Genomic DNA, 26985 nt, shown 5'->3' on the forward strand with positions numbered 1-26985 from the left:
CCTTCGTCGCGCAGCATGCGCGCTCGGCCGCGGTGGCGGAGCAGCTGTGGGCCGCCGCCGAGGACGCGACCGGGATCCGCTTCCGGCCCTGACGGGGGAGCGGCCGCGGCCCGGCAGCCGTCGCCGCGATGCCGAGGTCCCGCGGTCGACCAGTCAGGCGTCGCGCGGCGTCCCGAGCACGTCGTCGAGCGCGTCGCGGAACGCCGCCGTCTCCTCGGGCGTGCCGACCGAGACGCGCAGCCACCCCTCCGGTCCGGTCTCGCGGATCAGCACGCCGCGGTCGAGCAGGCCCTGCCAGACCGCGTGGCGGTCGGGGAAGCGCCCGAAGAGCACGAAGTTGGCATCCGACGGCGCGACCTCGAAGCCGCGTCCGCGGAGCCAGTCGACGAGGGCGTCCCGCTCCGCGCGGAGCGACGCGACCTGCGCCAGGAGCACGCCACTGTGGCGGAGGGCCGCCGTCGCGCTCACCTGCGTGATGCGCGAGAGGTGGTAGGGCAGGCGGACGATGCGGAGCGCGTCGACCACGGCGGGCGACGCCGCCAGGTACCCGAGCCGCCCGCCCGCGAACGCGAACGCCTTGCTCATGGTGCGCGACACGATGAGCCGCGGGTGGTCCGGCAGCAGCGAGACCGCCGTGGGCACGCCCGCGCGCCGGAACTCGGCGTAGGCCTCGTCGATCACGACCACGCCCGGCGCCACCGACAGGACGTGCTCGATCTCGCGCGTGGTGAGCGCCGTGCCAGTGGGGTTGTTGGGCGAGGTGAGGAAGACGACGGCGGGCCGGTGCTGCTCCACGAGCGCGGTCACGTCCGCCAGGTCGAGCGTGAAGTCCTCCTGGCGGCGGCCCGACACCCACGTCGTCAGGGTGTTGCGCGCGTACTCGGGGTACATCGCGTAGTGCGGCGCGAAGGAGAGCGCGACGCGGTCGGTCCCGCCGAACGCCTGGAGGACCTGCTGCAGGACCTCGTTGGACCCGTTGGCCGCCCACACGTTCTCCGGCCCGAGCGGGAGCCCGCTGTCGGCGGTGAGGTAGTCGGCGAGCTCGGTGCGGAGCTCGAGGAACTCGCGGTCCGGGTAGCGGTTGAGGCCGCCGGCGGCCTCGAGCACCGCCTGGCTGATGGCGCGGGCCACCTCGTCCGGCAGCGGGTACGGGTTCTCGTTGACGTTGAGGAGCACGGGCACGTCGAGCTGCGGGGCGCCGTACGGCTCCTCGCCGCGGAGGCCGTCGCGGAGGGGCAGGTCGGCGAGGGTGGTCCTCGACCAGTCGGGGCTCATCGGGTCTCCTCGGGGTGGGCGGGTGTCCATCCTCCCATCGCCCGGGCGCGCGCGGTCGCGGCCACGGCGGACCCCCGGCGGCGCCCCGCTAGGGTGCTGAGGATGCGCTCCCCCATCTCCCGGCTCACCCGCGTCCGGCGACCGGGGGACGTGCACCGCACCGAGTCGTCGCCGCCGCGCTGGCTCCTCCTCTCCCGTCGCTACGGGTCCCGGGCCATCCCCGTGGACCACGACCTCGAGCGCCGGACGGTGCTCGGCTTCCGCGTCGCGATCAAGGTGTTCCGCTCCCCGGGCGCCAACGCCGGGCGCACCCGGTCGTCCGCCCCGGCGGGCGTCGGGTCGGCGGGGCCCGCGGGGAGCGCGGGGAGCGTGGGGAGCGCCGGCACCGCGCCGCCCCGCCCGTCCTTCGTCCTCGTCCACGGGATCGGCGTCTCGTCCCGCTACTTCCACCCGGTCGCCGCCCTCCTCGCCGAGCACGGCGACGTGTACGCCGTCGACCTGCCCGGCTACGGCGAGTCGCCGCGCGTCCGGCGCGACGTGACGCTCGCCGACCACGCGGCCGTCGTCGCGGAGGTGGTGCGCATGCACGGCCTCGTCGACCCCGTGGTCGTGGGCCACTCGATGGGGTCGCAGATCGTCGCCCGGCTCGCCGTCGACCAGCCGGGGATCGCCGACCGCATCGTGCTCATCGCGCCGACGCTCGACCCCCGCAAGCGCGGCGTCGTCCGCGCCGGGCTCGCCCTCGCGCACGACACCCTGCGGGAGCCGCTGCTGTCGAACGCGGTGGTGCTCGGCGACTACTTCCTGCGCTGCGGCATCCGCTACTACCTCCGGCAGCTGCCGCACCTCATCGGCGACCGCGTCGAGGAGCGCGCCGGCCGCATCCGCGCCCGCACCCTCGTGATCGTCGGGCACCGCGACGCCGTCGTCGACCGCTCCTTCGCGCGCGCCCTCGCCTCCGCGATCCCGCGCGGCAGCCTGCAGGTCGCGAACGGACCGCATGTCGTCATGTTCACGGATCCCGTGGGCGTCGCCCGGGCCATCGTCGAGCATGCCCGCGTCGGATGACCCGGCCGGTCCGCGGAGCGCGACCGACCCGCCCACCCCGATGCGCCCCGGGCAGGATGGAGCGGTGACCCCCGACGGACCCGGCGCCCCCGCCCCGCTGTCGGCGCTCCGGAAGGCGTGGGACTGGGCGCTCGACTACGCCTACGTCCTCCGCTGGCAGGTCGCGGCGACCCTGTCGCGCGACGACGCGCACGCGTTCGAGGACGGCCGTGACGACCGGCCGACGATCCTCGTGCTGCCGGGCGTCTACGAGCGCTGGCAGTTCATGCTGCCGATCATCCGCCGGCTGCACGCGCGCGGCCACGGCGTGCACGTCGTCGGCGCGCTGGGCGCGAACACGGGTCGGGTCGCGGAGATGTCGCGGCGCGCCCGCGCCTACCTCGAGGCCGAGGACATCCACGACGTCGTGATCGTCGCGCACAGCAAGGGCGGGCTCATCGGCAAGCACCTGATGGCGTTCGGGGACCCCGACCGGCGGATCCGGGCGATGGTGGCGATCAACGCGCCGTTCCTCGGCTCCTCCTACGCGCGCCTGTTCCCGGTCCGCAGCATCCGCGACTTCTCGCCGCGGAACGCCGCGCTCGTGGAGCTCGGCCGCTCGCGCGAGGTCAACGCGCGCATCACGAGCGTCTTCGCGCGGTTCGACCCGCACATCCCCGGCGGGAGCGCGCTCCAGGGCGCCGTCGACGAGCGCGTCGCGGCGTCCGGCCACTTCCGGATCATGGGCGACGAGGACGTGCTGCGGCGCGTGGAGGCCGCGATCGACCGCGCGGGATCCGCGGGCGACCCGCCCTCCTGACCCGGCACCGCCACGGCGCATACTGAGCGCATGCCCCGTGCCGCCGCCCCGTCCGCCCGTCCCGACGGCCCGGCGGAGGGGAGGTCCGGGGACCCGGCGGACGGCCGCGGGCGCACCGTGCTGGTGGTGGCGGTCCTCGCCTCCTTCGTCGCGTTCCTCGACGGCACCGTCGTGAACGTCGCGCTCCCCGCCATCGGCGACGACCTCGGCGGCGGACTCGTCGTGCAGCAGTGGGTGGTGGACGCGTACCTCATCACGCTCGGGGCCCTGATCCTCCTCGCCGGCTCCCTGTCGGACGCCTTCGGCCGCGTGCGGGTGCTCCGCTGGGGACTCGTCGGCTTCGGCGTGACGTCCCTCGTCTGCGCGGTCGCCCCGACGGCGGAGATCCTCATCGCGGCGCGCGCCGCCCAGGGTGCGGCCGGGGCCCTCCTCGTGCCGAGCTCGCTGGCGCTCATCGCGCAGGCCTTCCGGGGCCCGGCGCAGGCGCGCGCCATCGGCTCGTGGACGGCGTGGACGGGCACCGCCATGCTGGTCGGCCCCGTCCTCGGCGGCGTGCTGGTGGACGCGCTCGACTGGCGGCTCGTCTTCGGGATCAACGTGCTGCCCATCGCCGTGACCCTGGTCCTCCTGGCCCGGCTGCCGCACGATGCCCCGGTCGCGGACGGCACCCGCGTGGACGCGCCGGGCGCGGTGCTCGGCGCCCTCGGCATCGGGGGCCCGGTCTTCGCGCTCATCGAGCAGTCGCGGCTGGGCCTCGGGCATCCGCTCGTGGTGGGGAGCCTCGTCGTCGGGGTCGCGTGCCTGGTGCTCTTCGTCGTGCGGGAGCGGCGGACCCCGCACCCGATGCTGCCGCTCTCCCTCTTCCGCGAGCGGGACTTCCTCGTCGGCAACATCGCGACGGTCGGCATCTACGGGGCGCTGTCGCTCGGCGGCTTCGTCATCGCCGTGTTCCTCCAGCAGACCGGCGGCCTCTCGGCCACGTCCGCCGGCTTCGCGCTGGTGCCCACGACGGTGATCATGCTGCTGCTGTCGACGCGCTTCGGCGCGCTGGCGGGACGCATCGGGCCGCGCCTCCTCATGGGCGTCGGGCCGATCGTGGCGGGAGCGGGCTACCTGCTCATGCTCCGCGTCGACGAGCCCGTCGACTACCAGGGGCAGCTGCTCCCCGGCATCCTCGTGTTCGGCCTGGGCCTGTCGATGACGGTCGCCCCGCTCACGGCGACGATCCTCGAGGCCGTGCCGTCGGCGCAGGCCGGCATCGCGTCGGCCGTCAACAACGCCGTCAGCCGCGTGGCCGGCCTCGTCGCCATCGCCGCCATCGGCGTCGTCGCCGGCCCCGTGCTCGACGTCGCCGCCTTCCACCGGGTCGTGCTCGTCACCGCGGCGCTGCTCATCGCGGGCGGGCTGGTCTCGCTCGTCGGGATCCGCTCCCGGCGCGGGGCCGGGACCCCCGCGGAGCCCGTGGCCGGACGGGAGCCCTCGGGCGGAGCCGCCTGAGCGGTGGGGAGAACCGCCGCGCGCCGGGGTCCGGTACCGCCAGGATGTCCGGGCGCCCGCGCATCGACCGCCCCGGTCGGTGCCGTCGGAGCCCCGCCGCCCGACCGCCCCGCCACCCGACAGGACGACCATGCCCGCACCGCGCACCATCCCGATCACCGCCCCCGCCCGGCGGACCGGTCGCGCCCTCGGCCTCGCGCTGGTCCTCGCCGTGCTGCCGGTGACGGCCGCGCTCGTCCCCGCGGCGCCCGCCGCGGCGCAGGCGGGGTACCGCGTCTGCGGAGGCTACCGGATCATGCCGAACGGCGCGGTCACCGAGGCGTACGTCGTGAAGGTGCGGAAGGAGGGGAGCACCACCTGCGCGGCGAAGGACGCCTTCATCCAGCGCGCCATGCAGGAGGGCAGGGGCCTGGCCTCCGGCTTCTGGCGGATGGAGACCTGCGAGCACGTGGGCGAGGAGCTGCGGGAGCCCACGCACCGGAGCCCGCGGGTCCCGCACCTCGAGGTCCCCGTCGACCCGTGCGAGGGGATGGCGACCAACGTGATCTACCGCGCCGTGCCCTCCATCGACTACCCCCGGCAGGAGCCCGTCATGACGGAGTACCACCGCTGACGAGCGCGGCGTCGGCGGCCGGGACCGCGAGCAGCACCTTCCCGACGTGCGCCGAGGACGCCACGCGGGCGTGGGCGTCCGCCGCGTCGGCGAGCGGGTAGACCCGGTCGACGACCGGGCGCACGGAGCCGTCGGCGACCGCCGGCCACACGTCCGCGCGGATCGCGTCGATGATCCGCGCCTTGTCGTCGGCGTCCCGGGCGCGGAGCGTCGTGCCCCAGACGCGCCCGCGACGCGCCATCAACTGTCCGATCGCGATGCTCGTCGGGGCCCCGCTCTGCGCGCCGATCACCATGATCCGCCCGTCGCGGGCGAGCGCCCGGATGTCGCGGTCGACGTAGTCGCCGCCGATCGCGTCGAGCACGACGTCGGCGCCGTGCCCGTCGGTCGCCGCGAGGAGCGCCGCGACGAAGTCCTCCTGGCGGTAGTCGATTAGGATGCCGGCGCCGAGCGCGCGGCACGCCTCGAGCTTCGCCGGGCTGCCGGCGGTCACGGCCACGCGGGCGCCGAGGCGCGTCGCCAGCTGGATCGCCATGGTGCCGATGCCGCTCGACCCGCCGTGGACGAGGAGGGTCTCGCCCGGCTGCAGCCGGGCGTCGAGCACGACGTTCGACCACACGGTCGCCACCACCTCGGGCAGGCCGGCCGCCTCCACGAGGTCGAGCCCGTCGGGCACCGGCAGGACGTGGCGCTCGTCGACGGCGACGAGCTCCGCGTACCCGCCGCCCGCGAGGAGGGCGCACACGCGGTCGCCGACGCCCCAGCGCGTCGCGCCCGCGCCCACGGCGTCCACGGTGCCCGACACCTCGAGGCCGAGGTGCGTCGGCGCGCCCGCGGGCGGCGGGTACGCGCCCTCGCGCTGGCTGAGGTCGGCGCGGTTGACGCCCGCGGCGGCCACGCGGATCAGGACCTCGCCGGGCCCGGCGACCGGGTCGGGGAGCTCGGTGAGGGAGAGGACGTCGGGGCCGCCGGGGGCGGGGAAGGTGATCGCGCGCATCCCGCCACGGTACGCGCCGGACGACGCCGCCCGAAAAGTACGTGAACTCGCAAATGAATCGGGAATGGATCACGTGTCCATGCGCTTGCATACCCTCGAGGCCGTCGGCCCGACCCATGACCCCGTACGAGAGGCACGAACATGAGCGACACCACCACCGTCCCCGGATACATCGCCGGCACCTGGACCATCGACAAGACCCACAGCTCGGTCGGGTTCAGCATCCGCCACATCATGATCAGCAAGGTCAAGGGCACGTTCAAGGACTTCGACGCCGAGATCGTCACCGGCGCCACCCCCGAGCAGAGCTCGGTGAAGGCCCACGCGACCATCGTCTCGATCGACACCAACGAGCCGAACCGCGACCAGCACCTCCGCACCAACGACTTCTTCGACGCCGAGAACAACCCCACCATCGACTTCGTCTCCACCGCCGTGCGCGTGGATGCGGACGGCGACGCGAAGATCGACGGCGACTTCACGATGCGCGGCGTCACCAAGCCCGTCACCTTCGACGTCGAGTTCGGCGGCTTCGGCAAGGACGCGTACGGCAACACGAAGTTCGGCGCGACGGCGACCACGGTCGTCAACCGCGAGGACTTCGGCCTCACCTACAACGCGGCCCTCGAGACCGGCGGCGTGCTGCTCGGCGAGAAGGTCACCATCACGCTGGACATCCAGGCGGTCCTCGCGACCCCCGCGGCCTAGCCACCCCGCGGGGCCCCGGCCCCGCCCCGTCCGCGCTCCGCGGATCCGACGCCCCCTGTCCTCCGGGCCAGGGGGCGTCGTCGTGCCCGCGGCCCGGCTCAGCCGAGGCGGCCGAGCGCGCGCAGCGTCTCGGCGGGGCGCTCGACGTGCGCGAAGTGCCCGGCGTCCGGGACGACGGAGGACCGGAGCGCGGGGATCGCGCGCGCGAGGAGCCCGAGGTCGGCCGGGTAGACGAAGACGTCGTCGTCGCCGCGCACGGCGACGACCGGGCAGGCGATGCGCGCCCAGAGCCCGTCGGCGTCGTAGCCGCGCGTGACCTCCGCGGCGAGGGAGAACGCGCGCGGGCGGGCCTCGGTCGCGATGGCCGCGACGACGGAGGCGTGCACGCGCCAGCCGTGCGCGAAGAGCGGCAGGGCGACGGGCCGCATGAGCCGGACGCGGCCGACCCCGCGGATGAGCGCCGTGCCCGGGCGCCCGAGGCGGCGCATCGTGCGCATCACGCCGAGCATCATCGTGAAGCCGGGGATGACGCGGAACGCGCGGACGGGATGCGCGACGCTCTCGATGACCGAGTACGTGGTGGGGGAGACGAGCTCCACGGAGACCGCGCGACCCGGTTCCCGGGCCGCCAGGTGCAGGGCGATGAAGCCGCCCATCGAGTGCCCGACGAGGCGCCAGCGCGCGTAGCCGAGGCCGTCGACCACCGCGCGGACGGCGTCGACGATGGCGTCGACGGTGGCCTCCTCGTCCGTCGCGTCGAGCTCGGAGCCGCCCCAGCCCGGCAGGTCGATCGCCACCACGTCCGAGAAGGGCGCGCCCGCCTCCCGGGCGGTGCGGAGCAGGGGCGTCCACGTGGTCCAGGACCCGGCGGCGCCGTGCAGCATCACGGTCGCCGTGTCGGAGCGGCGGCGCTCCGCGTGGTGGTGGCGCACGGTGCCGAGGCCCGTCGGCGTGGTGCCCGGCACCAGGCCCGACGCGCGGGGATCCGGGTCGAGCTCGAGCGGGCTGTAGCCGGGGAGCGCCCGCGTCACTCCGCTCCGCCGATGATCTCCGAGCGGATGCGGCGGATGTCCTCCAGGAGCGAGCCGATGAGGATCCAGTGCTCCTCGCTCGGCTGCAGCACCACGAGGGGCGCGGTGAGGGCCGGCTCCTCGTGCGGGGGCGCGCCGGCCCCGCCCTCGACGGGGACGGCGTGCTCGGCCAGGAGTCGGACGTCGTGGGCGGCCCGCGTGAGCTCGGTCGCGATGCCGCGCACCACCGGCTCCTCGGCGAGGGACGGGTCGTAGCGGTCGTGCACGGCGCGGGTCATGCCGACGATCCGGTTCACCAGCACGGTGAGCGTCGCGAGCAGCTCCCGGTCGGCCTCCAGGAGCGTCCGGTGCCGCCGTCGGAGCGGGTTGAGCGTCAGGCTCTCGAGCCCCCGGTCGACCTCGGCGACGGCCTGCGTGTGCCGCGGCCGCAGCTCGCGGGCGACGACCAGCATGCGGTGCAGCTCCTCCCGGTCGACGGGCTCCGCCAGCGCGCCGGCCAGGCGGTCGAGGGCGGCAGCGCAGTCGCCCGCGAGGCCCACCACGGCGCGTCGGCTCGCCTCGTGCAGCACGGGCGGCGCGATCGCGAGGTTGACGACGACGCCGATGGCGGCGCCGAGGATCGTCTCCACGATGCGGTCGACCGCGTAGACCGGCGAGAGCTGGCCGATCGCGAGCACGAGCATGGCGCTGATCGGGATCTGCGTGCTCGACCCGGGCGTCAGCCGGAAGACCCATCCCACGAGCACCGCCACGACGACCGCGGCGAGCACCACCCCGCTCGAGGTGCCGAACGCGAGGCCGAGGACCAGCGCGAGCACCACCCCGGTGATGACGCCGAGGCTGCGCTCGACCGCCTTCCCGAAGGTCTGGTTGATGCTCGGCTGCACGACCAGCAGCGCGGCGATGGTCGCGAAGATGGGCAGCTGCGCGGGCAGCAGGGCGATGCAGACGAACCACGCGATGACCGCGGCGACCGAGGTCTTGACCACCTGGACGAACGGGATCCGCGTGGTGGTGCGGACGGTCGTGGTGATGCGCACGTGCGGCCTCCGGCGGCGGTCTCGGGTGCCTCCATCATCCCGGAGCGGGACCGGTCAGGCGACCCGGGCCTCATCGCCCTCGACGCCGTCGCCGCCGCCCGCGGCCGCGCGCTGCCGACGGGCGTCCTGCCAGCGCGCCCACATCTCCTTCAGGTCCCACGCGTCCTCCGCCTGGATGGAGACGCCGCGCTCGCCCGTGCGCCGCGTGCGCCCCCGGATCACGAGCAGGCGCGTGCCGAACAGCATGGGCCCCGCCCTCTGCTGCGCCTCGTCGAAGAAGGTGGAGTCGGAGCAGCCGGTGCCGTCGTCGAGGCTGATGAACACCACGCGCTTGCCGCTGCGCATGGGCGGGGTCTGGGTGGCGATGCGGATCCCCGCGACGACCACCTCGGATCCGCTGCGCATCCCCAGCAGGTCGCCCGCCGGGACGACCCCGAGCTCGTCGAGCATCGGCCGGTAGCTCTCCAGCACGTGCTCGGTGACCTCCATCTGCAGGATGTCGAGCTCGGCCACGACCCGCTCGCGGCCGTCCGGGTCGGGCGAGCCGCGCGGGATGAGGTCGCGGTCGTCGACGAACAGCGGCAGCTGCCCCGCCGGATCCGCGGGCCGCGCCGCGCGCGCCGTGAGCCGCCGGACGAACGCCATGACGTCGCCGCGGGACGCCGGCCCGCGGGCGGCGAGGTCGTCGGCGGACGTCGCGAGCGAGTCGAGCGCGCCCACCGCCGCCAGCCGCTCGAGGAGCGCGCGCGACGGCTGCGCCTTCGCGTAGAAGTCGGTGATGGAGTCGTACGGCTGCCCCCGCTCGATGCGCTCCATCTCGGCCGCGCTCATGCCGTGCACGTCCTGCAGCGACAGCCGGATCCCCAGCTCGCCGATCCGCGTGCGTCCCGTGGTCGCCTCGCCCTCCACGCGCTCCACGCGGTAGACGCCCCGCGACAGGTTCACGTCGAGCGGCAGCACGGGCACCCCCATGCGCCGGGCCTCGGTGAGGAGCAGGCGCTTGGGGTACATGCCGGGGTCGTGGGTGAGGATCCCCGCGAGGAACTCGGCCGGGTAGTGGGTCTTCAGCCACGCGCTCTGCCAGGTGGGCAGCGCGAAGGCCGCGCCGTGCGCCTTGCAGAACCCGAACGACCCGAAGCCCTTCAGCGCCTTCCAGATGCGATCGACGTCGGCGTCCGAGAACGGGCGCACTCCCGTGCGCCCGTCCACGTGCCGGGCCGTGCGCTCCCGGAAGGCGGCCTCGACCACGGTGTCCTGCCGCTCCATGTTGCGGCGGAGCTCGTCGGCCTCGGCGAGGGAGACCTGCATGCAGTCCGCGAAGATCCGGATGACCTGCTCGTGGTAGATGACCACGCCGAAGGTGGGCGCGAGGAACGGCGCGAACCGGGGGTGGAGGTAGTCGGGCCGGGTGATGCCGTGCTTCGTGTCGAGGAACGGCGCGACCATGTTGCCCTTCATGGGACCCGGCCGGAACAGCGAGATGTCGGCGATGAGGTCCTCGTACACGTCGGGCTGCATCTTGCCGATGAGCTCCCGCTGCCCGGGCGACTCGATCTGGAACATCCCGAGCGTGTGGGTGGTGCGGATGGCCTGGAACGTCTCCTCGTCGTCGTGCGGGATCTCGTCGAGCTCGATGCGCCCGTCGCGGTGCACGTAGCGCGCGTCCACCGGGACGCCGCCCGCGACGGCCGAGCGCGTGCCGTGGACGCGGTGGATCTCCTCCAGCGCGTAGGCCATCGTGCTCTGCATCCGGACGCCCAGGATGTCGAGCTTCAGGAGCCCCATGTCGTCGATGTCGTCCTTGTCGAACTGGCTCATGGGCAGGCCCATGCCGCTCGGCTGCACGGGGCTCGTGCTGAGGAGGTCGGAGTCGCCGAGGATCACGCCGCACGGGTGCATGGAGATGTGCCGGGGGAGGCGGTCGAGCCGCTCCGTGAGGTCGACCAGCAGGTCGATGCTCGGGTCGTCGCGCACGAGGTCGGCGATGGGCTTGAGCTCCGGCTTCGTCTCGAGCACCTCGCGGAACTCCCGCGCGTTGAAGCGCCAGATGTTCTTGGCGATGAAGTCGATCTGCTGCTCGTCGAGGTCGAGCGCGAGCCCCGCGTCGCGCGCGGCGCCGCGCGCCCGGTAGGTGTTCTGCATCGACAGCAGCGTGACCCGGTTGCTGCCGTACCTCTCGAACACCCGGTGGTACACCTCGTGCCGCCGGGCGGACTCCACGTCGATGTCGATGTCGGGCAGCGTCGAGCGCACCTTGCCGAGGAAGCGCTCGAAGAGGAGGTCGTGCTCGAGCGGGTCGACGTTGGAGATGCGCAGGAGGTAGTTGACGAGGCTGCCGGCGCCGGATCCTCGGGCCTGGTTGCGCACGCCCATGTCGCGCATGAGGGAGCACACGTCGGCGACGGTGAGGAAGTAGGTGGCGAAGCCGAAGCCCGTGATGGTCTGCAGCTCGGTGCGCATGCGGGCGAGCACGCGCTGCCGCATCGACTCGTCGACGTGCCCGAACCGCTCGGTGACGCCCGCCTCCGCCTTCCGCCAGAGCGCCTCGTCCGGGTCGCCCGTGACGCCGATGACCGACTTCTCCGGGAGCTTCGGCTTCCGCCAGGCGAGGTCCGAGTCCGGGTCGAGGCGGCAGCGGTCGGCGAGCTCCTCGGTGGCGCGCAGGAGCGCCTCGCCCGCCCGCCGGTCGAGCGACGACGCGCCCGCGATCTCCCGCGCGATGCCCTGCATCTCGGCCGGCGGCTTGAGCCACGCCTGGCCGTTGGGCTGGAGGCGGAACGATCCGAGCGGCCGGAGCGTGCCCGCGGCGTCGAGCACGTCGCCCGTGAGGGCGTCGTCGGGCTCCAGGTAGCGGACGGCGTTGGTGAGCACCGCGGGGACGCGGTGGGCCTCGGCGAGCTCCATCATCCGCGCGGCGTGGCGGAGGCTCGCGGACTCGCCGGGCTCCGTGTAGTGGCACACCACCTCGACGACGACCGCGCCGGGCAGGAGCCGCGACCACTCGGCCAGGTGGCGGGACGCGAGCGCGTGGTCGCCCGCCGCGACGGCGCGGCCGACGTCGGAGTCCGGCCCCAGCATGACCGTGCCGACGGGCCCGTCCTCGCCGAGGAGGAACGCGGGCGGACGGGTGCGCGGGATCCCCGCCTGCGCGCTGCGGGCGGTGCTCCGCGCCGTCCCGCGTCCGTGGCTCGCGCTGATGAGACGGCTGAGCGCCGCCCAGCCCTGCCCCTGGACGCCGCCGTGGGCGAGCACGGTGACGCGGCCCGGGTGCTCGCCCGTGAGGCCGAGCTCCGCGCCGACCACGGGGGAGACGCCGGCCGCGATGGAGCGACGGATGTGGCGGACGGCCCCGTAGAGCCCGTCCCGGTCGGTGACGGCCGCGGCCGACGCGCCGCGCTCGGCGACCCGGTCGACCAGCGCCTCGGGCGCCGTGGTGCCGAAGTGGGCGGAGAAGGCGGACGCGACGTGCAGGTGGGTGAAGCTCACGCGCACCTCCCGGCGGTGTCCCCTCGCGTCCTCCCCGGACGCGGCGTTCGAACGGATGTTCGACTCGCCCAGTCTAGGTCGGCTCCCGCGCGGTCGCGACCCGTAGTCTCGGAGGATGACCAGCGAACCCTCCACCCTCGTCATCCTCGGCGCCAGCGGCGACCTCACGGAACGCCTCCTCCTGCCGGGTCTCGGCAGCCTCGTGGCGAGCGATCGGGGGCGCCGCATCCAGCTCATCGGCACCGGCCGGAGCGAGCGGACGCCGGAGGAGTGGACGGGCACGGTCAAGGCCGCGTTCGACTCCGTGGACGCCACGGGGCGCCGGGCGGCGGGCATCGTCTCGTCCACCAGGTACGTCCAGGCCGACCCCACCGACCTCGACGACCTGAAGCGCATCCTGGAGGCGTGCGAGGGTGCCCCCGCCCTGTACTTCGCGCTCCCGCCGGCCATCTCCATCAAGGTGTGCGAGCAGCTGGAGAGGATCGACCTGCCGGAGGGCACGACGCTGGCGCTCGAGAAGCCGTTCGGGTCGAACAGCCGGAGCGCGGCCCAGCTGAACCGACAGCTGCTGAAGCTCGTGCCGGAGGACCGCATCCACCGCACCGACCACTTCCTCGGCCTCTCCACCGTGCTCAACCTCGTCTCGCTGCGCTTCGCCAACCGGTTCTTCGAGTCGGTGTGGAGCGCGCGCGACATCGAGAAGGTCGAGATCCTCTACGACGAGACCCTGGCGCTCGAGGGCCGCGCCGCGTACTACGACAAGTCGGGCGCGCTCGTCGACATGATCCAGAGCCACCTGCTGCAGGTGCTCGCGGTGTTCGCCATGGAGCCGCCCGCCAGCATCGACCCGGACGACCTGCGCTCGAACATCGCCTCGGTCCTCCGCGCCACGGAGGTATGGGACGGCGACCCCGTGGCCCACAGCCGCCGCGCCCGCTACACCGCGGGCTCGGTCGAGGGCGCCAAGGTCCCCGCGTACGCCAAGGAGGAGGGGGTGGATCCCGCGAACCAGACGGAGACGCTCGCCGAGGTCACCTTCGGCATCGCGAACGCGCGCTGGGCCGGCGTCCCCTTCCGCCTGCGCTCCGGCAAGGCCCTCAAGGAGTCGTCCAAGCGCATCGTCGTCACGTTCAAGCCCGTGGCGCACCTGCCCCGGGGGCTCCACGGGTCCGCCCGGCCCGACCGGCTCGTCATCGACCTGAAGCCCGACAGCATCTCGCTCGAGGTCACCATGGACGGCACGGGGGAGCCCTTCACGCTCACCCAGGCCACGTTCCGCACGCAGTTCGCGCAGCCGGAGCTCACGCCGTACGGCGAGGTGCTCGACGGCATCCTCGCGGGCGATCCGCGCCTGTCGGTCCGCGGCGACGTGGCCGAGCGCTGCTGGCGCATCGTCGCGCCCGTCATGCGCGCCTGGAAGGGCGACCGCGTGCCCATGGCCGAGTACCGCGCCGGCTCCGTGGGCCCGACCGCCTGGCGCTGACCGGCGCGGACCCGCGCGGACCCGCGCGGGACGAGGCGGCCGGGGTCGCCTGACGGCTCGCTGGGGGTCGTGGCCCCGCCGGGGCTGCGGCCCGGTCGCGCCCTAGCGTGAGGGCATGCCCGTGACGCTCACCGAGATCCCGCTGCCCGCCGCCGGCCCCGGGGCGTCCCCGGGCCTCCACGGCGTGCTCGCCGTGCCCGAGGGCGAGGGGCCGTGGCCGGCGGTCGTGGTCGTGCACGAGGCGTTCGGCGTGACCGCCGTCATGCGCCGCCAGGCCGAGCGCCTGGCGGAGGCCGGGTTCCTCGCGCTCATGCCCGACCTCTTCTCCGCCGGCGGCGCGCGCCGCTGCCTGGCATCCACGTTCCGCACGCTCGCGGCGGGGGAGGGGCGCGCCTTCGTCGACGTCGAGTCCGCCCGCCGGCTGCTCGTCGGCCGGTCCGACTGCACCGGCCGCGTGGGCGTCATCGGCTTCTGCATGGGCGGCGGCTTCGCCCTCGCGGCGGCCTCCCGCGGCTTCGACGCGTCGAGCGTCAACTACGGCATGCTCCCGGAGGACCTCGACGGCGTGCTCGACGGCGCCTGCCCGATCGTCGCCAGCTACGGCGGGCGCGACCGGCAGCTGGCGGGATCCGCCGACCGGCTCGAGGCCGCCCTCGCCGTGCACGGGATCCCGCACGACGTGCGCGAGTACCCGGACGCCGGTCACGCGTTCCTCAACGACGCCGAGACGGGTCCGCGCGCGCTGCGTCCCGTGCTGCGGGCCGTCGGGATGGGACCCGAGCCCGCCTCCGCGGCGGACGCGTGGCGCCGCATCGACGCTTTCCTCGACGCGCACCTCCGCGCCGGCCACCGGGACGGCGCCCCGGCGGGTGCGGCAGGCTCCTAGCGCATCCGGCCGCGTGCCGAGGAGACGCTCCACCGGCCTCGGTTACCCTGTGGGGATCCGGGCGGCCACGCCCGAGCCTCCCCGCCCGGCGACGAGAGACCCACCATGCAGCATGCCCCCCAGAGGACCCGCGCCGATCGGGCCCGCGTCAGCGGCATCGCCCGCCACGGACGACTGCGCGCCCCGAGCGCCGGACGCGCGGTGGCGAAGGCCGTCGCCGCGGTCGCCGCGGTCTCGCTCGTCGCGACGGTCTCCGTCGTCGCCATCGCGGCCTGGGACCTCTCCCGCACCGTCGCCGCGAACCAGGTCGACATCTCCGGCGGGCAGTCCCTCCCGCCGTCGCTCGGCGGCATCGACGGCGGCGCGAACATCCTCATCGTCGGCAGCGACAGCCGCGAGGGCCAGGGCGACGGGTACGGCGCGGCGGCGGACGTGGGCACGGCGACGCTCAACGACGTGACGATGCTGCTCCACATCAGCGAGGACAGCACCCGCGCCACGGTCGTCTCGTTCCCGCGCGACATGCTCGTCCCGATCCCCGCCTGCGAGGGTCCCGACGGCACCCAGTACGCGGCCTCCACGCGCGCGCAGCTGAACGAGTCGCTGTCCCGCGGCGGCTTCGACTGCACCGTGCGCATGGTCGAGGGCCTCACGGGCCTCGACATCCCGTACGGCGGCGTCGTGCAGTTCAACGGCGTGGTCGAGATGTCCAACGCCGTGGGCGGCGTCGAGGTGTGCGTGGCCAACGGCATCTACGACCCCAAGACCGACCTGTCGCTGGACCCGGGCCTCCACAGCCTCAAGGGCAAGGACGCCGTGCAGTTCCTCCGCACCCGCTACGGCGTGGGCGACGGCAGCGACATCTCGCGGATCGGCAACCAGCAGGTGTTCCTCAGCGCGCTCGTGCGGACCATCAAGAGCACGGACACGCTGACGAACCCCGCGAAGCTCTACGGCATCGCGCGCGCCGTGGTCGACAACATGCAGCTCTCCACCTCGCTCGCGGACCTCGACACGCTCGTCTCGGTGGCGCTCACCTTCAAGGACATCCCGCTCGACGACGTCGTGTTCCTGCAGTACCCGGGCACGGTGCTCGCCAACGGCCGCGTGCAGCCCGACGAGGCGGCCGCCGCGCAGCTGGTGAGCCTGCTCGCCTCGGACGCGGACTTCTCCCTCGGCCAGGCCGCGCCGTCCGACGAGTCCGGCAGCGTCCCCGCCGACGGCGCGACCACGCCGCCCGCGACGGAGGAGCCCCCGACGGACGGCTCGACGCCGACGCCGACGCCGTCCTCCACCTCGGAGGTCCTCGACGCGAGCATCACCGGGCAGACCGCGGCGCAGAACACCTGCTCCAACGGCCAGGGCTGATCCGCGGCCGCGCGATCCCGGCCTACCGGTCGGTCGGCGCCTCGACGACGCGCGGATCCGGGAAGGCGGTCTCCACCGCGGGGGCGTCGCCGCCGCGCGCCCGCATCCAGACGAAGAAGCCCACGAGCGTGAAGGCGCCGTAGAAGACGTACATGAAGGCGGAGGCGTAGTAGCCCGCGCTCACGAGCAGCGGCACGCCCACGAGGTCGACGGCCACCCAGATCAGCCAGAACTCGACCCAGCCCTTGGCCATGCCGTACGTGGCGAGGAGCGAGCCGACGAAGATCCAGGCGTCGGCCCAGACGGGCTCGTAGGAGCCGAGGGCGCGGAAGACGGGCGTGAGGATCGCGGTCCCGCCCACGAGGGCCACCACCAGCAGGACCCGCTGCCGGCCCGAGGCCCACTGCGGGACGACCGGCGCGCCGCCGTGCCGGGCCTGGCGCCAGCGGTGCCAGCCGTAGACGGAGACGGCGATGAACATGACCTGGCGTCCGGCCTGGCCGAGCAGGTTGACGGGGTTCGGCGTGCCGAAGACGGCGCCGAGGAACACGGTGAACAGCAGCACGTTGCCGACGATGCCGACGGGCCACGCCCAGACCTTCCGGCGCATGCCGCCGAGCGCGCTGGCGAGGCCGAAGAGGTTGCCGACGATCTCGCGCCAGAGCACCGTCTGGTCGCCGATGCGGAGCTGCGCGTCGAACAGCCACTCGAGTGCCGCCATGCGAGTCCTCCTCCGTGCGCCGCGGTCCGGGTGATCGCGTGCGGGGAGCGCCGCGTGCGGCGCCGCAGGGGTGAAGGCGCGGGCGCGCCGTGCTATTCCCCGAGGACCGCCGTGCGTCGCCGTGCGACGTCCCGCGGCCGGCGCCCGGCCCCGCGCGCGGCTGCGCGGTCAGGCGAACAGCCGCGTGTCGAGCTCGTCGTCCGACGCCGTCACGAGGGACCACCTGCCGCGCGCGTCGACGCTCAGGTCGAACGAGCCGTCCACCCGGCGCGCCCCGGTGGTGAGCGGCACGGCCTCGACGCGCCACATCCGCATCTCCAGCAGGTGGGCGCTCGCGCCGCGGGGCGCGCGCCCCGTGCGCTGCCACCAGTCGACCCGCGCGATCCACCGCTCGGGGGAGCTGACCACCCCGTAGACCACGCCCCGCCAGGTGAACCGCAGCGGCGACCCGTCCCCCGAGAGCTCGACCTCCACGTCCTCGTCGATCCGCATCATGCCGCTCCTCCCGTCGTCGCGCCGGCCGCGCCTCGTCGTTCGAACGGGTGTTCGAACCTCTTCTGCGAGTGTAGGAACGGGCGCCGACATCCGGGAGGGGGAGCGGCGGATCCACCTCACCCTCGACCGGAGGCTGAGGGTCGGGTGCGCATCCCGTCCCCCGGGCATGGATCGGCGGACGCGCGCGTTGGCCCTGGAGTCCCGAGGACGGCAGACGCCGGCCTCGTCGTCGACACCCGAGGAGGGTCCACATGACCGACACCACCACGCGCCCCGCCGGCGCCTCCGGCACGTTCTCCATCGGCGGCGACCTGCCCGTCGTCCGGCTGGGCTACGGCACCATGCAGCTCACGGGCGACGGCGTCTGGGGCGCCCCCGCCGACCCGCAGGAGGCCGTCCGCGTCATCCGCCGCGCCGCCGAGCTGGGCGTCACGTTCTTCGACACCGCCGACTCCTACGGCCCGTTCGTCGCCGAGGAGCTCCTCAAGGAGGCGCTCCACCCCTACGCGGACGACGTGGTCGTCGCCACCAAGGGCGGGCTCACGCGTCCCGGCCCGGGCGACTGGCGTCCCGTCGGCCGTCCCGAGTACCTGCGCCAGCAGGCCGAGCTGAGCCTCCGCCACCTGGGGCTCGAGCGGATCGACCTGTACCAGCTGCACCGCATCGACCCGGCCGTCCCGCTCGCCGACCAGATCGGCGTGCTGAAGGAGCTGCAGACCGAGGGCAAGATCCGCCACATCGGCCTGTCCGAGGTCCAGGTGGACGACGTGAGGGCTGCCCGCGAGATCGCCGAGATCGTGTCCGTGCAGAACCTCTTCAACCTCGCGAAGCGCGACGCCGAGCCGCTGCTCGACTACGCCGAGGCCGAGGGCATCGTGTTCATCCCGTGGTTCCCGCTCGCGACCGGCGAGCTCGCGAAGGACGGCGGCCCGCTCGACGCGCTCGCGCAGCAGCACGACGCCACCCCGTCGCAGCTCGCGCTCGCGTGGCTCCTCCGCCGCTCGCCCGTCATGCTGCCCATCCCCGGCACGAAGTCGGTCGCGCACGTCGAGGACAACATCGCCGCCGCGGGCATCGAGCTCACGGACGACGAGTTCCAGGCGCTCACCGACGCCGTCTGATCCCCCCGCGCACGCACGAGGGCCCCGCAGGACGCGTCCTGCGGGGCCCTCGTGCGTCCGGTAGCGCGGCTACGACCCGATGCGCGTCCCCGAGTCGTCGGCGAGGCCCAGGTCGTCCAGCTGCGCGAGGAGGCTCGCGCCGTCCGGGGCGTAGACCCACGGCACGGAGCTGTCGAGCGCGCGGCGCTCCGCCTTGGCGCGGCCGCCCGCGAGGACGGCCTCGCCGGCGCTGAGCTGGCGGATGAGCACGACCTTGACGTTGTCGGGGTGCCGTTCCGTCATCTCGCCGTACAGGAGCTCGTCGTGCTGGCCGTCGTCGCCGGCGAGGATCCATCGCACGCGCGGGAACTCCTCGGCGAGCCGCTCCAGGTTGAGCCGCTTGTGCTCCATGCCGCTGCGGAACCACCGGTCGACGGTGGGACCCCAGTCGGTGAGGAGGATCGGGCCCGGCGGGTACAGGTTCCGCGACAGGAACCGGGTGAGGGTGGGCGCCACGTTCCACGCGCCGGTGGACAGGTAGAGCACGGGCGCGCCGGCATGCCGCACCCGCAGCCGCTCGTAGAGCACGGCCATGCCGGGCGTGGGCGTACGCGCGTGCTCGTCGAGGACGAAGGTGTTCCAGGCGGCGAGGAACGGCCGGGGGAGCGCCGTGACCATGACCGTGTCGTCGATGTCGCTGAGGATCCCGGTGCGCACGTCGTCGCCCACGATGAACACGGGCGCCTCGACGGTCTCCGACCCCTCCGACCGGATGCGGATGGTGTGCCATCCGCTCGTCAGGCTCGCCTCCACGACGGTGTCGACGACCCCGCCGCGGTCCGCCCGGACGTGGTGCTCGGTGCCGTCGATCTCCACCACGACGTCGACGTCGGTGAGCGGCACGCTCGTGAAGCTGCGCCAGCCGCGGACGACCTTGTCGCCGGCCAGGGCGCGCTTGCTCTTCGGGTCGGTGAGGAGGACGCGGCAGAGCACGCGCACCCAGCGCACGGATCCGTACCCCGCGTAGGGGATGACGGTCGGGTGCAGGCCGCGCTTGCGGGCCCGCCCCTCCCGGATCTCGTGGATGCGGTCCTCGATGCGCGCCGCGCGGTGCAGCACGGGTGCGGCGGCCGGCGACTCGAGGAGCGTGCGGGTCGCGTGCTTCTTCTTCTTCTTCGAGGAGGGGGCCACGGCCTCAGTCAACCAGACCGGGCAGACGCCGGACGCCGCGCCCGGCGCGGGCCTCACACCGGCCGGGCGAGCTCGGCGGTGTCGGGCGCGCCCTGGTCGATCCCGGGGCCCACCTCGTCCATGGCGAGCTCCTCGACCACGTCCTCCGCCTGGGCGGCGACGGCGCGCAGCAGGTCGGGCGTCCCCTCGGCCGTGGGGTCGAGCCACTCCTCGACCACGTCGGGCGACAGCACGACGGGCATGCGCTCGGCGAGAGCCTCCACCGTGCCGGCCGACGGGCGGGTGAGGACCGCGCAGCTGAGGACCCAGCGGGCCGGGTCGTCGGCGGCCCGCGCCGGGTCCCGCCACCACTCGTACAGCGCGGCCAGCAGGACCACGCCGTCGCCGGCCCCGACGAGGTACGGGGTGCGGAGGCCGTCGTCCGTCTCGTGCCACTCGTAGTAGCCCGAGACGGGGACGGCCGCGCGCCGCGACACGAGTGCCTGCAGCAGCTCCGGGCGGGACGCGAGCGACTCCGCGGGCACCTCGGCGAGCGGCGGGCCCTGGTCCGGGCCCGGGGATCCCGCGGGGACGAGCCCGAGGCGCGCGGACTCCAGGCGTCGGACGGGCACCTGGTCCTCCGTGTCGCCCTCCGCGCGGCGCGGGAGCGTGTCGACGACGACCGCCACGCGCTGTCCGGGCGCGATGCGCCAGGACGGGGCGGGGACGTCCGCGCCGGCGTGGTCGACGTCGAGCAGGTCCACGAGGTCGGCGGTGTCGGTGGCCCGGGCGAGGATGCGCGTCATGCCCTCCATCCTGGCCGAGACGCCCGACGCCGCCGTGCGCGGGCGCCCTCCCGCGCACTATCCGCAGAAGGGCCCAGATGTTACGAAGTGGCGTCATCCATCGTGCGGGTACGAACGATCTGCGGGCGACGTGGTTCCCTGGTGTGCCTGGCAAGTGTCGATTCGTAGTGCCTACGAGGAATGAGCCACCCATGATCGAGTTCCACCACGTCCGCAAGCAGTACCCGGACGGCACGCTCGCGATCGAGGACTTCAGCCTCGTCGTCCCCTCGCAGACCACCACGGTCCTCGTCGGCTCCTCCGGCTGCGGCAAGACCACCCTCATGCGCATGATCAACCGGATGGTCGACCCCTCGTCCGGCCGCATCGAGATCGACGGCACGGACATCGCCACGCAGGACGCCGTGAAGCTGCGGCGCAGCATCGGCTACGTCATGCAGAACTCCGGCCTGCTGCCGCACCGCAAGGTCGTCGACAACATCGCGACCGTCCCGCGCCTCACGGGCGTCGACAAGCGGAAGGCCCGCGAGGACGCCCTCGCGCTCATGGACACGGTGGGCCTCGACCGCTCGATGGCCGACCGCTACCCGTCGCAGCTCTCCGGCGGCCAGCAGCAGCGCGTGGGCGTCGCCCGCGGCCTCGCGGTCGACCCGAACATCCTGCTCATGGACGAGCCGTTCGGCGCCGTCGACCCGCTCGTGCGCGACGACCTGCAGCAGGAGCTCATCCGACTGCGCACGCAGCTCGACAAGACCGTCGTCTTCGTGACGCACGACATCGACGAGGCGTTCCTGCTCGGCGACCAGGTCGTGATCCTCGAGAAGGGCGGCCGCATCGCCCAGCAGGGCACGCCGCAGGAGATCCTCTCGAACCCCGCGAACGACTTCGTGCGCGACTTCGTGGGCGCCGACAAGGGCAAGCGCGCGCTCCACCTCGAGGACACCGGCACGGGCCGGGTGCTCGTGGATCGCGACGGCCGGCTGGTCGGCGTGCTCGACGACGCGGAGCGCACCGCCCGGGCGTCCGCATCCGCCGCTACCGAGGCGGGGGCCGCGCACGCCCCCGGTGCTCCGGCGCAGGGTGCGGGACCCGCGTGAACTGGGTCCTCACGAACATCCAGACGGTGCTCGACCTGGCCGTCGCGCACATCGCGCTGGCCGCACCGCCCATCCTCATCGGGCTCCTGCTCTCGCTCCCGATCGGCTGGCTGGCGAACCGCTACCGGCCGGTCCGCGGGCCGCTGCTCACGCTCGGCGGCATCCTGTACACGATCCCGTCGCTGCCGCTGCTCATCGCCATCCCGGCCATCATCGGCACGACGATCATCGACCCCCGGAACGTCGTCGTCGCGCTCACCGTCTACGCCCTCGCGCTCCTCGTGCGCATCACGTCGGACGCGCTGGCGGCCGTCCCCGAGGACGTCAAGCAGTCCGCCACGGCCATGGGGTACTCCGGCTGGGCCCGCTTCTGGCGCGTGGAGCTGCCGCTGGCGGGGCCCGTGCTCCTCGCGGGGCTCCGGGTCATCTCCGTCAGCACGGTGAGCATGGTGACCGTCGGCGCGCTGACCGGCATCCAGAGCCTGGGGACGATCATCCTCAACGGGTACCGCCGCTCGTTCTACACGGAGATCCTCACCGGCGTGGTCGGCATCCTGCTCATCGCGCTGGCGTTCGACCTGCTGCTGCTCCTGGCCGGCCGGCTCCTGATGCCGTGGTCGTCCGTCGCCTCCACCCCGCGCGGGCGCCGCGCCCGCCGCCGCGCGCTCGTGGCCCGAGGGAGCTCCCTGTGAACCAGTTCGCCGAGGCCTTCCAGCTCCTCCTCGACCCCTCCCGGTGGACCGGGACGGGCGGCTACGCCCTCGGGCTCCGCGACCACCTCTGGTACACGTTCCTCGCCATCGCGCTGGCCTCCGTGGTCGCCGTCCCAGCGGGGCTCTACATCGGGCACACCGGCCGCGGCCGGAACGTCGCGGTGGGCCTGTCCGGCGGTCTCCGCGCCCTGCCGACGCTCGGCGTGCTCGTCCTCCTCGGGCTGTACTTCGGGATCGGGCTCACCGGGCCCATCGTCACCTTCGCGATCCTCGGCATCCCGCCGCTCCTGGCGGGCGTCTACGCCGGCGTGCTCGCCGTCGACCGGGCCACGATCGACGCGGCGCGCGCGGTGGGGCTCACCGAGTGGCAGATCCTCGGCCGCGTCGAGATCCCGCTCGCGCTGCCGCTCATCATCAGCGGGTTCCGGGCGTCGACCCTGCAGGTCATCAGCACCGTCACGCTCGGGGCCTACCTCGGCCTCGGCGGCCTCGGGCCGTACATCTTCACCGGCCTCACGACGCGGAACTTCCCGCTCATGCTCAGCGGCGCGATCCTCGTCACCGCCCTCGCGCTCGTGGTCGACGGCGTCTTCGCCGTCGTGCAGCGCCTCGTGATCCCGCGGGGCGTCGTCGCCGCCGCCGGACGCACCCCCGACTCCGCCCGGACCTCGTCGAGGCCGGCGGTCAGCACCACCTCCTGAAAGGAACACAGCAATGTCCCACAGCATCTCCCGCCGGCTCCTCGTCGGCACCGTCGCGCTGGGCACCGCGATGGCCCTCGCCGGCTGCGCGTCCGGCGACCCCCTCGACACCTCGGGCGAGGCGGCCTCGACCGCCCCGAGCGACACCATCTCCGTCGGCTCCGCCGCGTTCGGCGAGAACGTCATCCTCGCCGAGATCTACGCGCAGGCCCTCGAGGCCAACGACGTGAAGGTCACCCGCAACCTGCAGATCGGCGAGCGCGAGGTGTACCTCAAGGCGCTCGAGGAGGGGTCCATCGACCTCATCCCCGAGTACACGGGCAACCTGCTCTCCGCCTACGACGCGGAGTCCACGGCCACGTCCAGCGACGACGTCTACTCCGCGCTTGGCGACGCCCTGCCCGACGGCTTCGAGGTGCTCGACGAGTCGCCCGCCGAGGACAAGGACTCCTACAACGTCACCAAGGAGTACTCCGAGACGAACGGCGTGACCAGCCTCGCGGACCTCGCGGACAAGGGCGCCATCAACGTCGGCGGCGGCGCCGTCCTGGGCGAGCGCGAGTACGGCATCCCCGGCCTCACCGACGTCTACGGCATCGACGCGACCCTCGTCACCATCGAGGACCAGGGCGGCCCCAACACCGTCAAGGCGCTCCTCGACGGCCAGGTGCAGATCGCGAACATCTACTCCACCACCCCGTCGATCCTCGACAACGGGTTCGTCACCTTGGAGGACCCGGAGAACCTCATCAAGGCGCAGAACGTCGTGCCGCTCGTCAACACGGCGAAGATGAACCCGGACGTCACGGCGATCCTCGACGAGGTGTCGGCCGCGCTGACCACCGAGGACCTCACCGAGATGAACCGCCGCAACCAGGGCGACGAGAAGGCGGAGCCCGCCGCCATCGCCGCCGACTGGCTGAAGGACAAGGCCCTCTTCTAAGGGGAGCCGGCCGGGCGGCGACGCCCGGGACACCCGCGAGGGGCCGTCGCGCGAGCGCCGGCCCCTCGCGCCGTCGCAGCCCGCCCGGGCGGACGGAGCATGATGGACCTACCGCTGTCCGACCGACGAAGGAGCCCGCGCATGGCGAAGAAGAAGTCCCCGACCGGCGAGGTGAGCGTCCTCGGCGCCGTGACGACCGTGGCCCGCGAGGTGCGCAAGCACAAGACGGTCGCCGAGTCCGCCCCGCGCGGCGAGGGCGCGAACATCCCGCCCGCCCCCAAGCGGAGCCCCGAGGAGCTGAAGCGCGACATCCAGGCCGGACGCGACGAGCTCGCCCGCACCGTCCGCGAGCTGGAGACCGCCCTCGACGTGCCCGCCCGCGCCTCCGAGCTGAAGGCCGACGCCGCCGGCCGCGCCCGGGCCGTCCGCGACGACGTCACCGCGCGCGTCCGCTCCACCGCCGACGACGTCACCGCGCGCGTCCGCTCCACCGCCGACGACGTCTCGCGGCGCACGCGGGAGTTCACCCGCAAGGACCCCGCCCTCGCCGCGTCGATCGGCGCGGGCGCCGTCGCCGTCGTGCTCGCGGTGGGCGCCGCCGTCGTGTCCGGCGGCCGACGCTGACCGCCTCGATCCGCTCCATCGCCACGGCGGTGCCGCCGACCGTGCTCCCGCAGGACGGCGTGCGGGACCTCTTCGGCAGCCAGCCGGAGCTCGGGCGCCTGGGCACCCGGCTGGTGTCCGCGGCGTTCGGGGCGTCCGGCATCACCACGCGCCGCACGGTGATCCGGGAGCTCGGCACGGCCCCCGGCATGGCCGAGGGTGCCGCGGCCGACTCGTCCCTCCCCGCGGACGCCGATGCGGCCGCGCCGGTCTTCTACGACCGCGCGAGCGGCCGGATCCTGACCCCGGGAACCGGCGCCCGCAACGACGCGTACATCCGCGCGGCGCGCCCGCTGCTGCTCGAGGCGGCGCGCGGCGCCGTCGCCGAGGCCGCGGGCATCGAGGCTGACGACGTCACCCACGTGGTCACCGTGTCCTGCACCGGGTTCTACGCGCCCGGTCCCGACTACGACGTGGTGCGCGGGCTCGGCCTCCGCGCCTCCACCCAGCGCTTCCACCTCGGGTTCATGGGCTGCTACGGCGCCTTCCCCGCGCTCCGCATGGCCTCCCAGTTCTGCGCCGCCGACGAGGACGCCGTCGTCCTCGTCGTGTGCGTCGAGCTGTGCTCGCTGCACCTGCACTCCTCGGGCGACGCCGACACCATCGTCGCGTCGTCGGTGTTCGGCGACGGCGCCGCCGCCGTGGTCGTGACGGCGCGGACCGCCCCGGTGGGGTCCACCGTGCTCGACCTCGACGCGTTCGAGACCGTCCTCACGCCCGTCGGCGAGGAGGACATGGCGTGGACCATCGGCGACCAGGGCTTCGACATGATCCTCTCCAGCTACGTGCCGCGGATCATCGACGACCACATCACCGGCGCGCTCGAGCCGCTGTGGGCCCAGGTCCCCGAGCTGGCCGGCGTCGCGCCGGCGGGCATCGAGCGGTGGGCGATCCACCCGGGCGGGCGGAGCATCCTCGACCGCGTCGAGGACCGGCTGTCGCTCACGCCCGCTCAGCTGGAGCCGTCGCGGTCGACGCTCGCCGAGGTCGGCAACATGTCGAGCGCCACGGTGCTGTTCGTGCTGCGGAGGATCCTGCACGCCACGCCGCCGGCCGACGTGCCGGGCGTCGCGGGGGAGCGGCTCGTCGAGCGCGACGCCGCGCCCGTCGAGGGACCGGGCACGGGCCGCGTGTGCGCCATGGCGTTCGGCCCCGGCCTCACGGTCGAGACGGCGCTGATGACGCGCCGGACCGCCTGATGGACCTCTCCCGCCGCGACGCGGAGCTCACCGAGCTCATGGACGACCCGGACTGCGACCCCGACGCCCTCGCGCGGACCTACGCGCGGTTCGGGTCGGTGAACCGCGTGGTGGCGGGGTGGCGGGGCGTGTACCGGTCGCGGATCCGCCCGACGCTGTCGGCGGAGCGGGACACCGCGCTCCTCGACATCGGCTCGGGCGGGGGCGACGTGCCGCTCGCGCTCGCGCGGTGGGCGCGGCGCGACGGGCTGCGGCTGACCGTCACCGGCATCGACCCGGACCCCCGGGCGACCGCGTTCGCGCGCGCCCGACCGGCGGATCCCGATGTGACCTTCGTCGCGGCGTCGAGCGCGGACCTCGTGGCGGACGGCCGCCGGTTCGACCTCGTGACGAGCAACCACGTGCTGCACCACCTCGACGACGACGCGCTCGACGCCCTCCTCGCCGACTCCGCCGCCCTCGCCCCCAGGGCGCTGCACAGCGACATCGCGCGGGGCCGTCTCGCCTACGCGGCCTACGGCCCCGCGTCCCGGCTCGTCGCGCGCGGGTCCTTCGTGCACGTCGACGGGCTCCGCTCCATCCGCCGCAGCTGGACCCCCGCGGAGCTGGCCCTGCGCGTGCCGCGCGGGTGGCGCGTCGAGGGCGCCGTGCCCTTCCGGGTGCTGCTCGTGCGCGATCCCGCCGCCGGGCGCGCGCGCCCGTGAGCCGCGTCGACGTCCTGGTCGTGGGCGGCGGCCCCGTGGGGATCCACCTCGCGGCGCTTCTCGCGCAGGCCGGGCTCTACGTGCGCGTGTGGGAGGCGCGGGAGCGTCCGGTGGCGCTGTCGCGCGCCATCGGGATCCACGCGCCGTCGCTCGCCGCGTTCGCCCGCCTCGGCGTGGCCGACGAGGTGGTCGCCGAGGCCGTGCTCGTCCGGCGCGGGATCGCCCGCGGGCGCGACCGGGAGCTCGGGCGGGTCGCGTTCGACCGGGTGTCCACCGCGCATCCGTACGTGGCCGCGCTGCCGCAGTGGCGCACCGAGGCGATCCTGGCCCGACGCCTCGCCGAGCTCGCACCGGGGGCCGTCCACCGGGGCGTGACGCTCACGGGCCTCGACGCCGACCCCGTCGACGCCCCGGGCGGGCGG

The 26985-nt window shown here is 74.2% G+C and carries 26 protein-coding genes; 17 read left to right on the forward strand and 9 right to left on the reverse strand.

Features of this window, described 5'->3' with window-relative positions; translation table 11 throughout:
• Positions 1–153: 153 nt before the first annotated feature.
• Positions 154–1275 carry a histidinol-phosphate transaminase gene (locus Q6969_RS03155; RefSeq protein WP_317229134.1) on the reverse strand — a complete coding sequence of 374 codons (1122 nt, stop codon included), beginning with the start codon at positions 1273–1275 and terminating at the stop codon, positions 154–156.
• A gap of 102 nt (positions 1276–1377) precedes the next feature.
• On the opposite strand from Q6969_RS03155, the gene Q6969_RS03160 reads away from it, so the two are divergent.
• The 4 genes from Q6969_RS03160 to Q6969_RS03175 all read left to right on the forward strand — a co-directional run bounded on the left by Q6969_RS03160 (position 1378) and on the right by Q6969_RS03175 (position 5252).
• On the forward strand, positions 1378–2343 hold the full coding sequence (locus Q6969_RS03160; RefSeq protein WP_317229135.1) for an alpha/beta fold hydrolase: 966 nt from the start codon (positions 1378–1380) through the stop codon (positions 2341–2343).
• Positions 2344–2407: 64 nt separating this feature from the next.
• A complete protein-coding gene (locus Q6969_RS03165) occupies positions 2408–3142 on the forward strand; it encodes an alpha/beta hydrolase (RefSeq protein WP_317229136.1) in 735 nt (244 codons plus the stop codon).
• A gap of 30 nt (positions 3143–3172) precedes the next feature.
• Complete coding sequence (locus Q6969_RS03170) at positions 3173–4639, forward strand: MFS transporter (protein ID WP_317229137.1); 1467 nt, start codon at positions 3173–3175, stop codon at positions 4637–4639.
• A 130-nt stretch (positions 4640–4769) separates the two neighbouring features.
• Entirely contained in the window at positions 4770–5252 is a 483-nt protein-coding gene (locus tag Q6969_RS03175) for a hypothetical protein (RefSeq protein ID WP_317229138.1), read from the forward strand.
• Here the strand turns inward: Q6969_RS03175 and Q6969_RS03180 are convergent.
• Entirely contained in the window at positions 5230–6249 is a 1020-nt protein-coding gene (locus Q6969_RS03180) for an NAD(P)H-quinone oxidoreductase (RefSeq protein ID WP_317229139.1), read from the reverse strand. The two genes, Q6969_RS03175 and Q6969_RS03180, sit on opposite strands and share 23 nt — an antisense overlap.
• Before the next feature lie 141 nt (positions 6250–6390).
• Between Q6969_RS03180 and Q6969_RS03185 the strand changes: the two genes are divergently transcribed.
• Complete coding sequence (locus Q6969_RS03185) at positions 6391–6957, forward strand: YceI family protein (protein ID WP_317229140.1); 567 nt, start codon at positions 6391–6393, stop codon at positions 6955–6957.
• Between the two features lie 98 nt (positions 6958–7055).
• Here the strand turns inward: Q6969_RS03185 and Q6969_RS03190 are convergent, their stop codons facing one another.
• Genes Q6969_RS03190 through Q6969_RS03200 form a run of 3 tightly spaced genes read right to left on the reverse strand, consistent with a single transcriptional unit; the run spans position 7056 to position 12514 of the window.
• Positions 7056–7988 (reverse strand): alpha/beta hydrolase, encoded by a 933-nt coding sequence (locus Q6969_RS03190; RefSeq protein ID WP_317229141.1) that lies wholly within the window; start codon positions 7986–7988, stop codon positions 7056–7058.
• Positions 7985–9028, reverse strand: coding sequence for an FUSC family protein (locus tag Q6969_RS03195; RefSeq protein ID WP_317229142.1), 1044 nt, complete (start codon positions 9026–9028; stop codon positions 7985–7987). The genes Q6969_RS03190 and Q6969_RS03195 overlap by 4 nt, the downstream gene beginning before the upstream one ends.
• Positions 9029–9082: 54 nt before the next feature.
• Positions 9083–12514: a DNA polymerase III subunit alpha gene (locus Q6969_RS03200; RefSeq protein ID WP_317229143.1), complete on the reverse strand. Its 3432-nt coding sequence runs from the start codon at positions 12512–12514 to the stop codon at positions 9083–9085.
• Positions 12515–12629: 115 nt separating this feature from the next.
• On the opposite strand from Q6969_RS03200, the gene Q6969_RS03205 reads away from it, so the two are divergent.
• The 3 genes from Q6969_RS03205 to Q6969_RS03215 all read left to right on the forward strand — a co-directional run bounded on the left by Q6969_RS03205 (position 12630) and on the right by Q6969_RS03215 (position 16251).
• A complete protein-coding gene (locus Q6969_RS03205) occupies positions 12630–13997 on the forward strand; it encodes a glucose-6-phosphate dehydrogenase (protein WP_317229144.1) in 1368 nt (455 codons plus the stop codon).
• Between the two features lie 115 nt (positions 13998–14112).
• Positions 14113–14883 carry a dienelactone hydrolase family protein gene (locus Q6969_RS03210; RefSeq protein WP_317229145.1) on the forward strand — a complete coding sequence of 257 codons (771 nt, stop codon included), beginning with the start codon at positions 14113–14115 and terminating at the stop codon, positions 14881–14883.
• Positions 14884–14988: 105 nt separating this feature from the next.
• On the forward strand, positions 14989–16251 hold the full coding sequence (locus Q6969_RS03215) for an LCP family protein (RefSeq protein WP_317229146.1): 1263 nt from the start codon (positions 14989–14991) through the stop codon (positions 16249–16251).
• A gap of 22 nt (positions 16252–16273) precedes the next feature.
• On the opposite strand, the gene pnuC is transcribed toward Q6969_RS03215, so the two are convergent.
• Positions 16274–16972, reverse strand: coding sequence for a nicotinamide riboside transporter PnuC (gene pnuC / locus Q6969_RS03220; protein ID WP_317229147.1), 699 nt, complete (start codon positions 16970–16972; stop codon positions 16274–16276).
• A gap of 168 nt (positions 16973–17140) precedes the next feature.
• Positions 17141–17467 carry a DUF6504 family protein gene (locus tag Q6969_RS03225; protein ID WP_258070103.1) on the reverse strand — a complete coding sequence of 109 codons (327 nt, stop codon included), beginning with the start codon at positions 17465–17467 and terminating at the stop codon, positions 17141–17143.
• Between the two features lie 251 nt (positions 17468–17718).
• Here Q6969_RS03225 and Q6969_RS03230 point away from each other — a divergent pair, with 251 nt between their 5' ends.
• A complete protein-coding gene (locus Q6969_RS03230) occupies positions 17719–18588 on the forward strand; it encodes an aldo/keto reductase (protein WP_317229148.1) in 870 nt (289 codons plus the stop codon).
• Positions 18589–18657: 69 nt separating this feature from the next.
• On the opposite strand, the gene Q6969_RS03235 is transcribed toward Q6969_RS03230, so the two are convergent.
• Positions 18658–19758, reverse strand: a complete 1101-nt coding sequence (locus Q6969_RS03235) for a phosphatase domain-containing protein (RefSeq protein ID WP_317229149.1) — start codon at positions 19756–19758, stop codon at positions 18658–18660.
• Positions 19759–19811: 53 nt separating this feature from the next.
• Positions 19812–20543 carry an SOS response-associated peptidase family protein gene (locus Q6969_RS03240; protein WP_317229150.1) on the reverse strand — a complete coding sequence of 244 codons (732 nt, stop codon included), beginning with the start codon at positions 20541–20543 and terminating at the stop codon, positions 19812–19814.
• 191 nt (positions 20544–20734) lie between these two features.
• On the opposite strand from Q6969_RS03240, the gene Q6969_RS03245 reads away from it, so the two are divergent.
• From Q6969_RS03245 to Q6969_RS03280, 8 genes are all read left to right on the forward strand, one after another.
• Entirely contained in the window at positions 20735–21640 is a 906-nt protein-coding gene (locus Q6969_RS03245) for an ATP-binding cassette domain-containing protein (RefSeq protein ID WP_317229151.1), read from the forward strand.
• Positions 21637–22332 (forward strand): ABC transporter permease subunit, encoded by a 696-nt coding sequence (locus tag Q6969_RS03250; protein WP_317229152.1) that lies wholly within the window; start codon positions 21637–21639, stop codon positions 22330–22332. The genes Q6969_RS03245 and Q6969_RS03250 overlap by 4 nt, the downstream gene beginning before the upstream one ends.
• On the forward strand, positions 22329–23054 hold the full coding sequence (locus Q6969_RS03255; protein WP_317229153.1) for an ABC transporter permease: 726 nt from the start codon (positions 22329–22331) through the stop codon (positions 23052–23054). The genes Q6969_RS03250 and Q6969_RS03255 overlap by 4 nt, the downstream gene beginning before the upstream one ends.
• A gap of 13 nt (positions 23055–23067) precedes the next feature.
• Positions 23068–23997 carry an ABC transporter substrate-binding protein gene (locus tag Q6969_RS03260; protein WP_317229154.1) on the forward strand — a complete coding sequence of 310 codons (930 nt, stop codon included), beginning with the start codon at positions 23068–23070 and terminating at the stop codon, positions 23995–23997.
• A 141-nt stretch (positions 23998–24138) separates the two neighbouring features.
• Positions 24139–24621, forward strand: coding sequence for a DUF3618 domain-containing protein (locus tag Q6969_RS03265; protein WP_317229155.1), 483 nt, complete (start codon positions 24139–24141; stop codon positions 24619–24621).
• On the forward strand, positions 24618–25859 hold the full coding sequence (locus Q6969_RS03270) for a type III polyketide synthase (RefSeq protein ID WP_317229158.1): 1242 nt from the start codon (positions 24618–24620) through the stop codon (positions 25857–25859). The genes Q6969_RS03265 and Q6969_RS03270 overlap by 4 nt, the downstream gene beginning before the upstream one ends.
• Positions 25859–26563 carry a class I SAM-dependent methyltransferase gene (locus Q6969_RS03275; RefSeq protein ID WP_317229156.1) on the forward strand — a complete coding sequence of 235 codons (705 nt, stop codon included), beginning with the start codon at positions 25859–25861 and terminating at the stop codon, positions 26561–26563. Before Q6969_RS03270 ends, Q6969_RS03275 begins: the two co-directional genes overlap by 1 nt.
• The coding region (locus Q6969_RS03280) for an FAD-dependent monooxygenase (RefSeq protein WP_317229157.1) at positions 26560–26985 on the forward strand (426 nt) is incomplete at its 3' end. The genes Q6969_RS03275 and Q6969_RS03280, both read left to right, overlap by 4 nt.

The organism is Clavibacter sp. MX14-G9D (assembly GCF_032917815.1).
GTDB classification, from domain to species: domain Bacteria; phylum Actinomycetota; class Actinomycetes; order Actinomycetales; family Microbacteriaceae; genus Clavibacter; species Clavibacter michiganensis_K.

Coding starts and splice junctions, on each gene's coding strand:
- Q6969_RS03155 (WP_317229134.1), bottom strand. CDS start 1,275: ATGAGCCCCGACTGGTCGAGGACCACCCTCGCCGACCTGCCCCTCCGC.
- Q6969_RS03160 (WP_317229135.1), top strand. CDS start 1,378: ATGCGCTCCCCCATCTCCCGGCTCACCCGCGTCCGGCGACCGGGGGAC.
- Q6969_RS03170 (WP_317229137.1), top strand. CDS start 3,173: ATGCCCCGTGCCGCCGCCCCGTCCGCCCGTCCCGACGGCCCGGCGGAG.
- Q6969_RS03175 (WP_317229138.1), top strand. CDS start 4,770: ATGCCCGCACCGCGCACCATCCCGATCACCGCCCCCGCCCGGCGGACC.
- Q6969_RS03180 (WP_317229139.1), bottom strand. CDS start 6,249: ATGCGCGCGATCACCTTCCCCGCCCCCGGCGGCCCCGACGTCCTCTCC.
- Q6969_RS03185 (WP_317229140.1), top strand. CDS start 6,391: ATGAGCGACACCACCACCGTCCCCGGATACATCGCCGGCACCTGGACC.
- Q6969_RS03205 (WP_317229144.1), top strand. CDS start 12,630: ATGACCAGCGAACCCTCCACCCTCGTCATCCTCGGCGCCAGCGGCGAC.
- Q6969_RS03210 (WP_317229145.1), top strand. CDS start 14,113: ATGCCCGTGACGCTCACCGAGATCCCGCTGCCCGCCGCCGGCCCCGGG.
- Q6969_RS03215 (WP_317229146.1), top strand. CDS start 14,989: ATGCAGCATGCCCCCCAGAGGACCCGCGCCGATCGGGCCCGCGTCAGC.
- pnuC (WP_317229147.1), bottom strand. CDS start 16,972: ATGGCGGCACTCGAGTGGCTGTTCGACGCGCAGCTCCGCATCGGCGAC.
- Q6969_RS03225 (WP_258070103.1), bottom strand. CDS start 17,467: ATGATGCGGATCGACGAGGACGTGGAGGTCGAGCTCTCGGGGGACGGG.
- Q6969_RS03230 (WP_317229148.1), top strand. CDS start 17,719: ATGACCGACACCACCACGCGCCCCGCCGGCGCCTCCGGCACGTTCTCC.
- Q6969_RS03240 (WP_317229150.1), bottom strand. CDS start 20,543: ATGACGCGCATCCTCGCCCGGGCCACCGACACCGCCGACCTCGTGGAC.
- Q6969_RS03245 (WP_317229151.1), top strand. CDS start 20,735: ATGATCGAGTTCCACCACGTCCGCAAGCAGTACCCGGACGGCACGCTC.
- Q6969_RS03260 (WP_317229154.1), top strand. CDS start 23,068: ATGTCCCACAGCATCTCCCGCCGGCTCCTCGTCGGCACCGTCGCGCTG.
- Q6969_RS03265 (WP_317229155.1), top strand. CDS start 24,139: ATGGCGAAGAAGAAGTCCCCGACCGGCGAGGTGAGCGTCCTCGGCGCC.
- Q6969_RS03275 (WP_317229156.1), top strand. CDS start 25,859: ATGGACCTCTCCCGCCGCGACGCGGAGCTCACCGAGCTCATGGACGAC.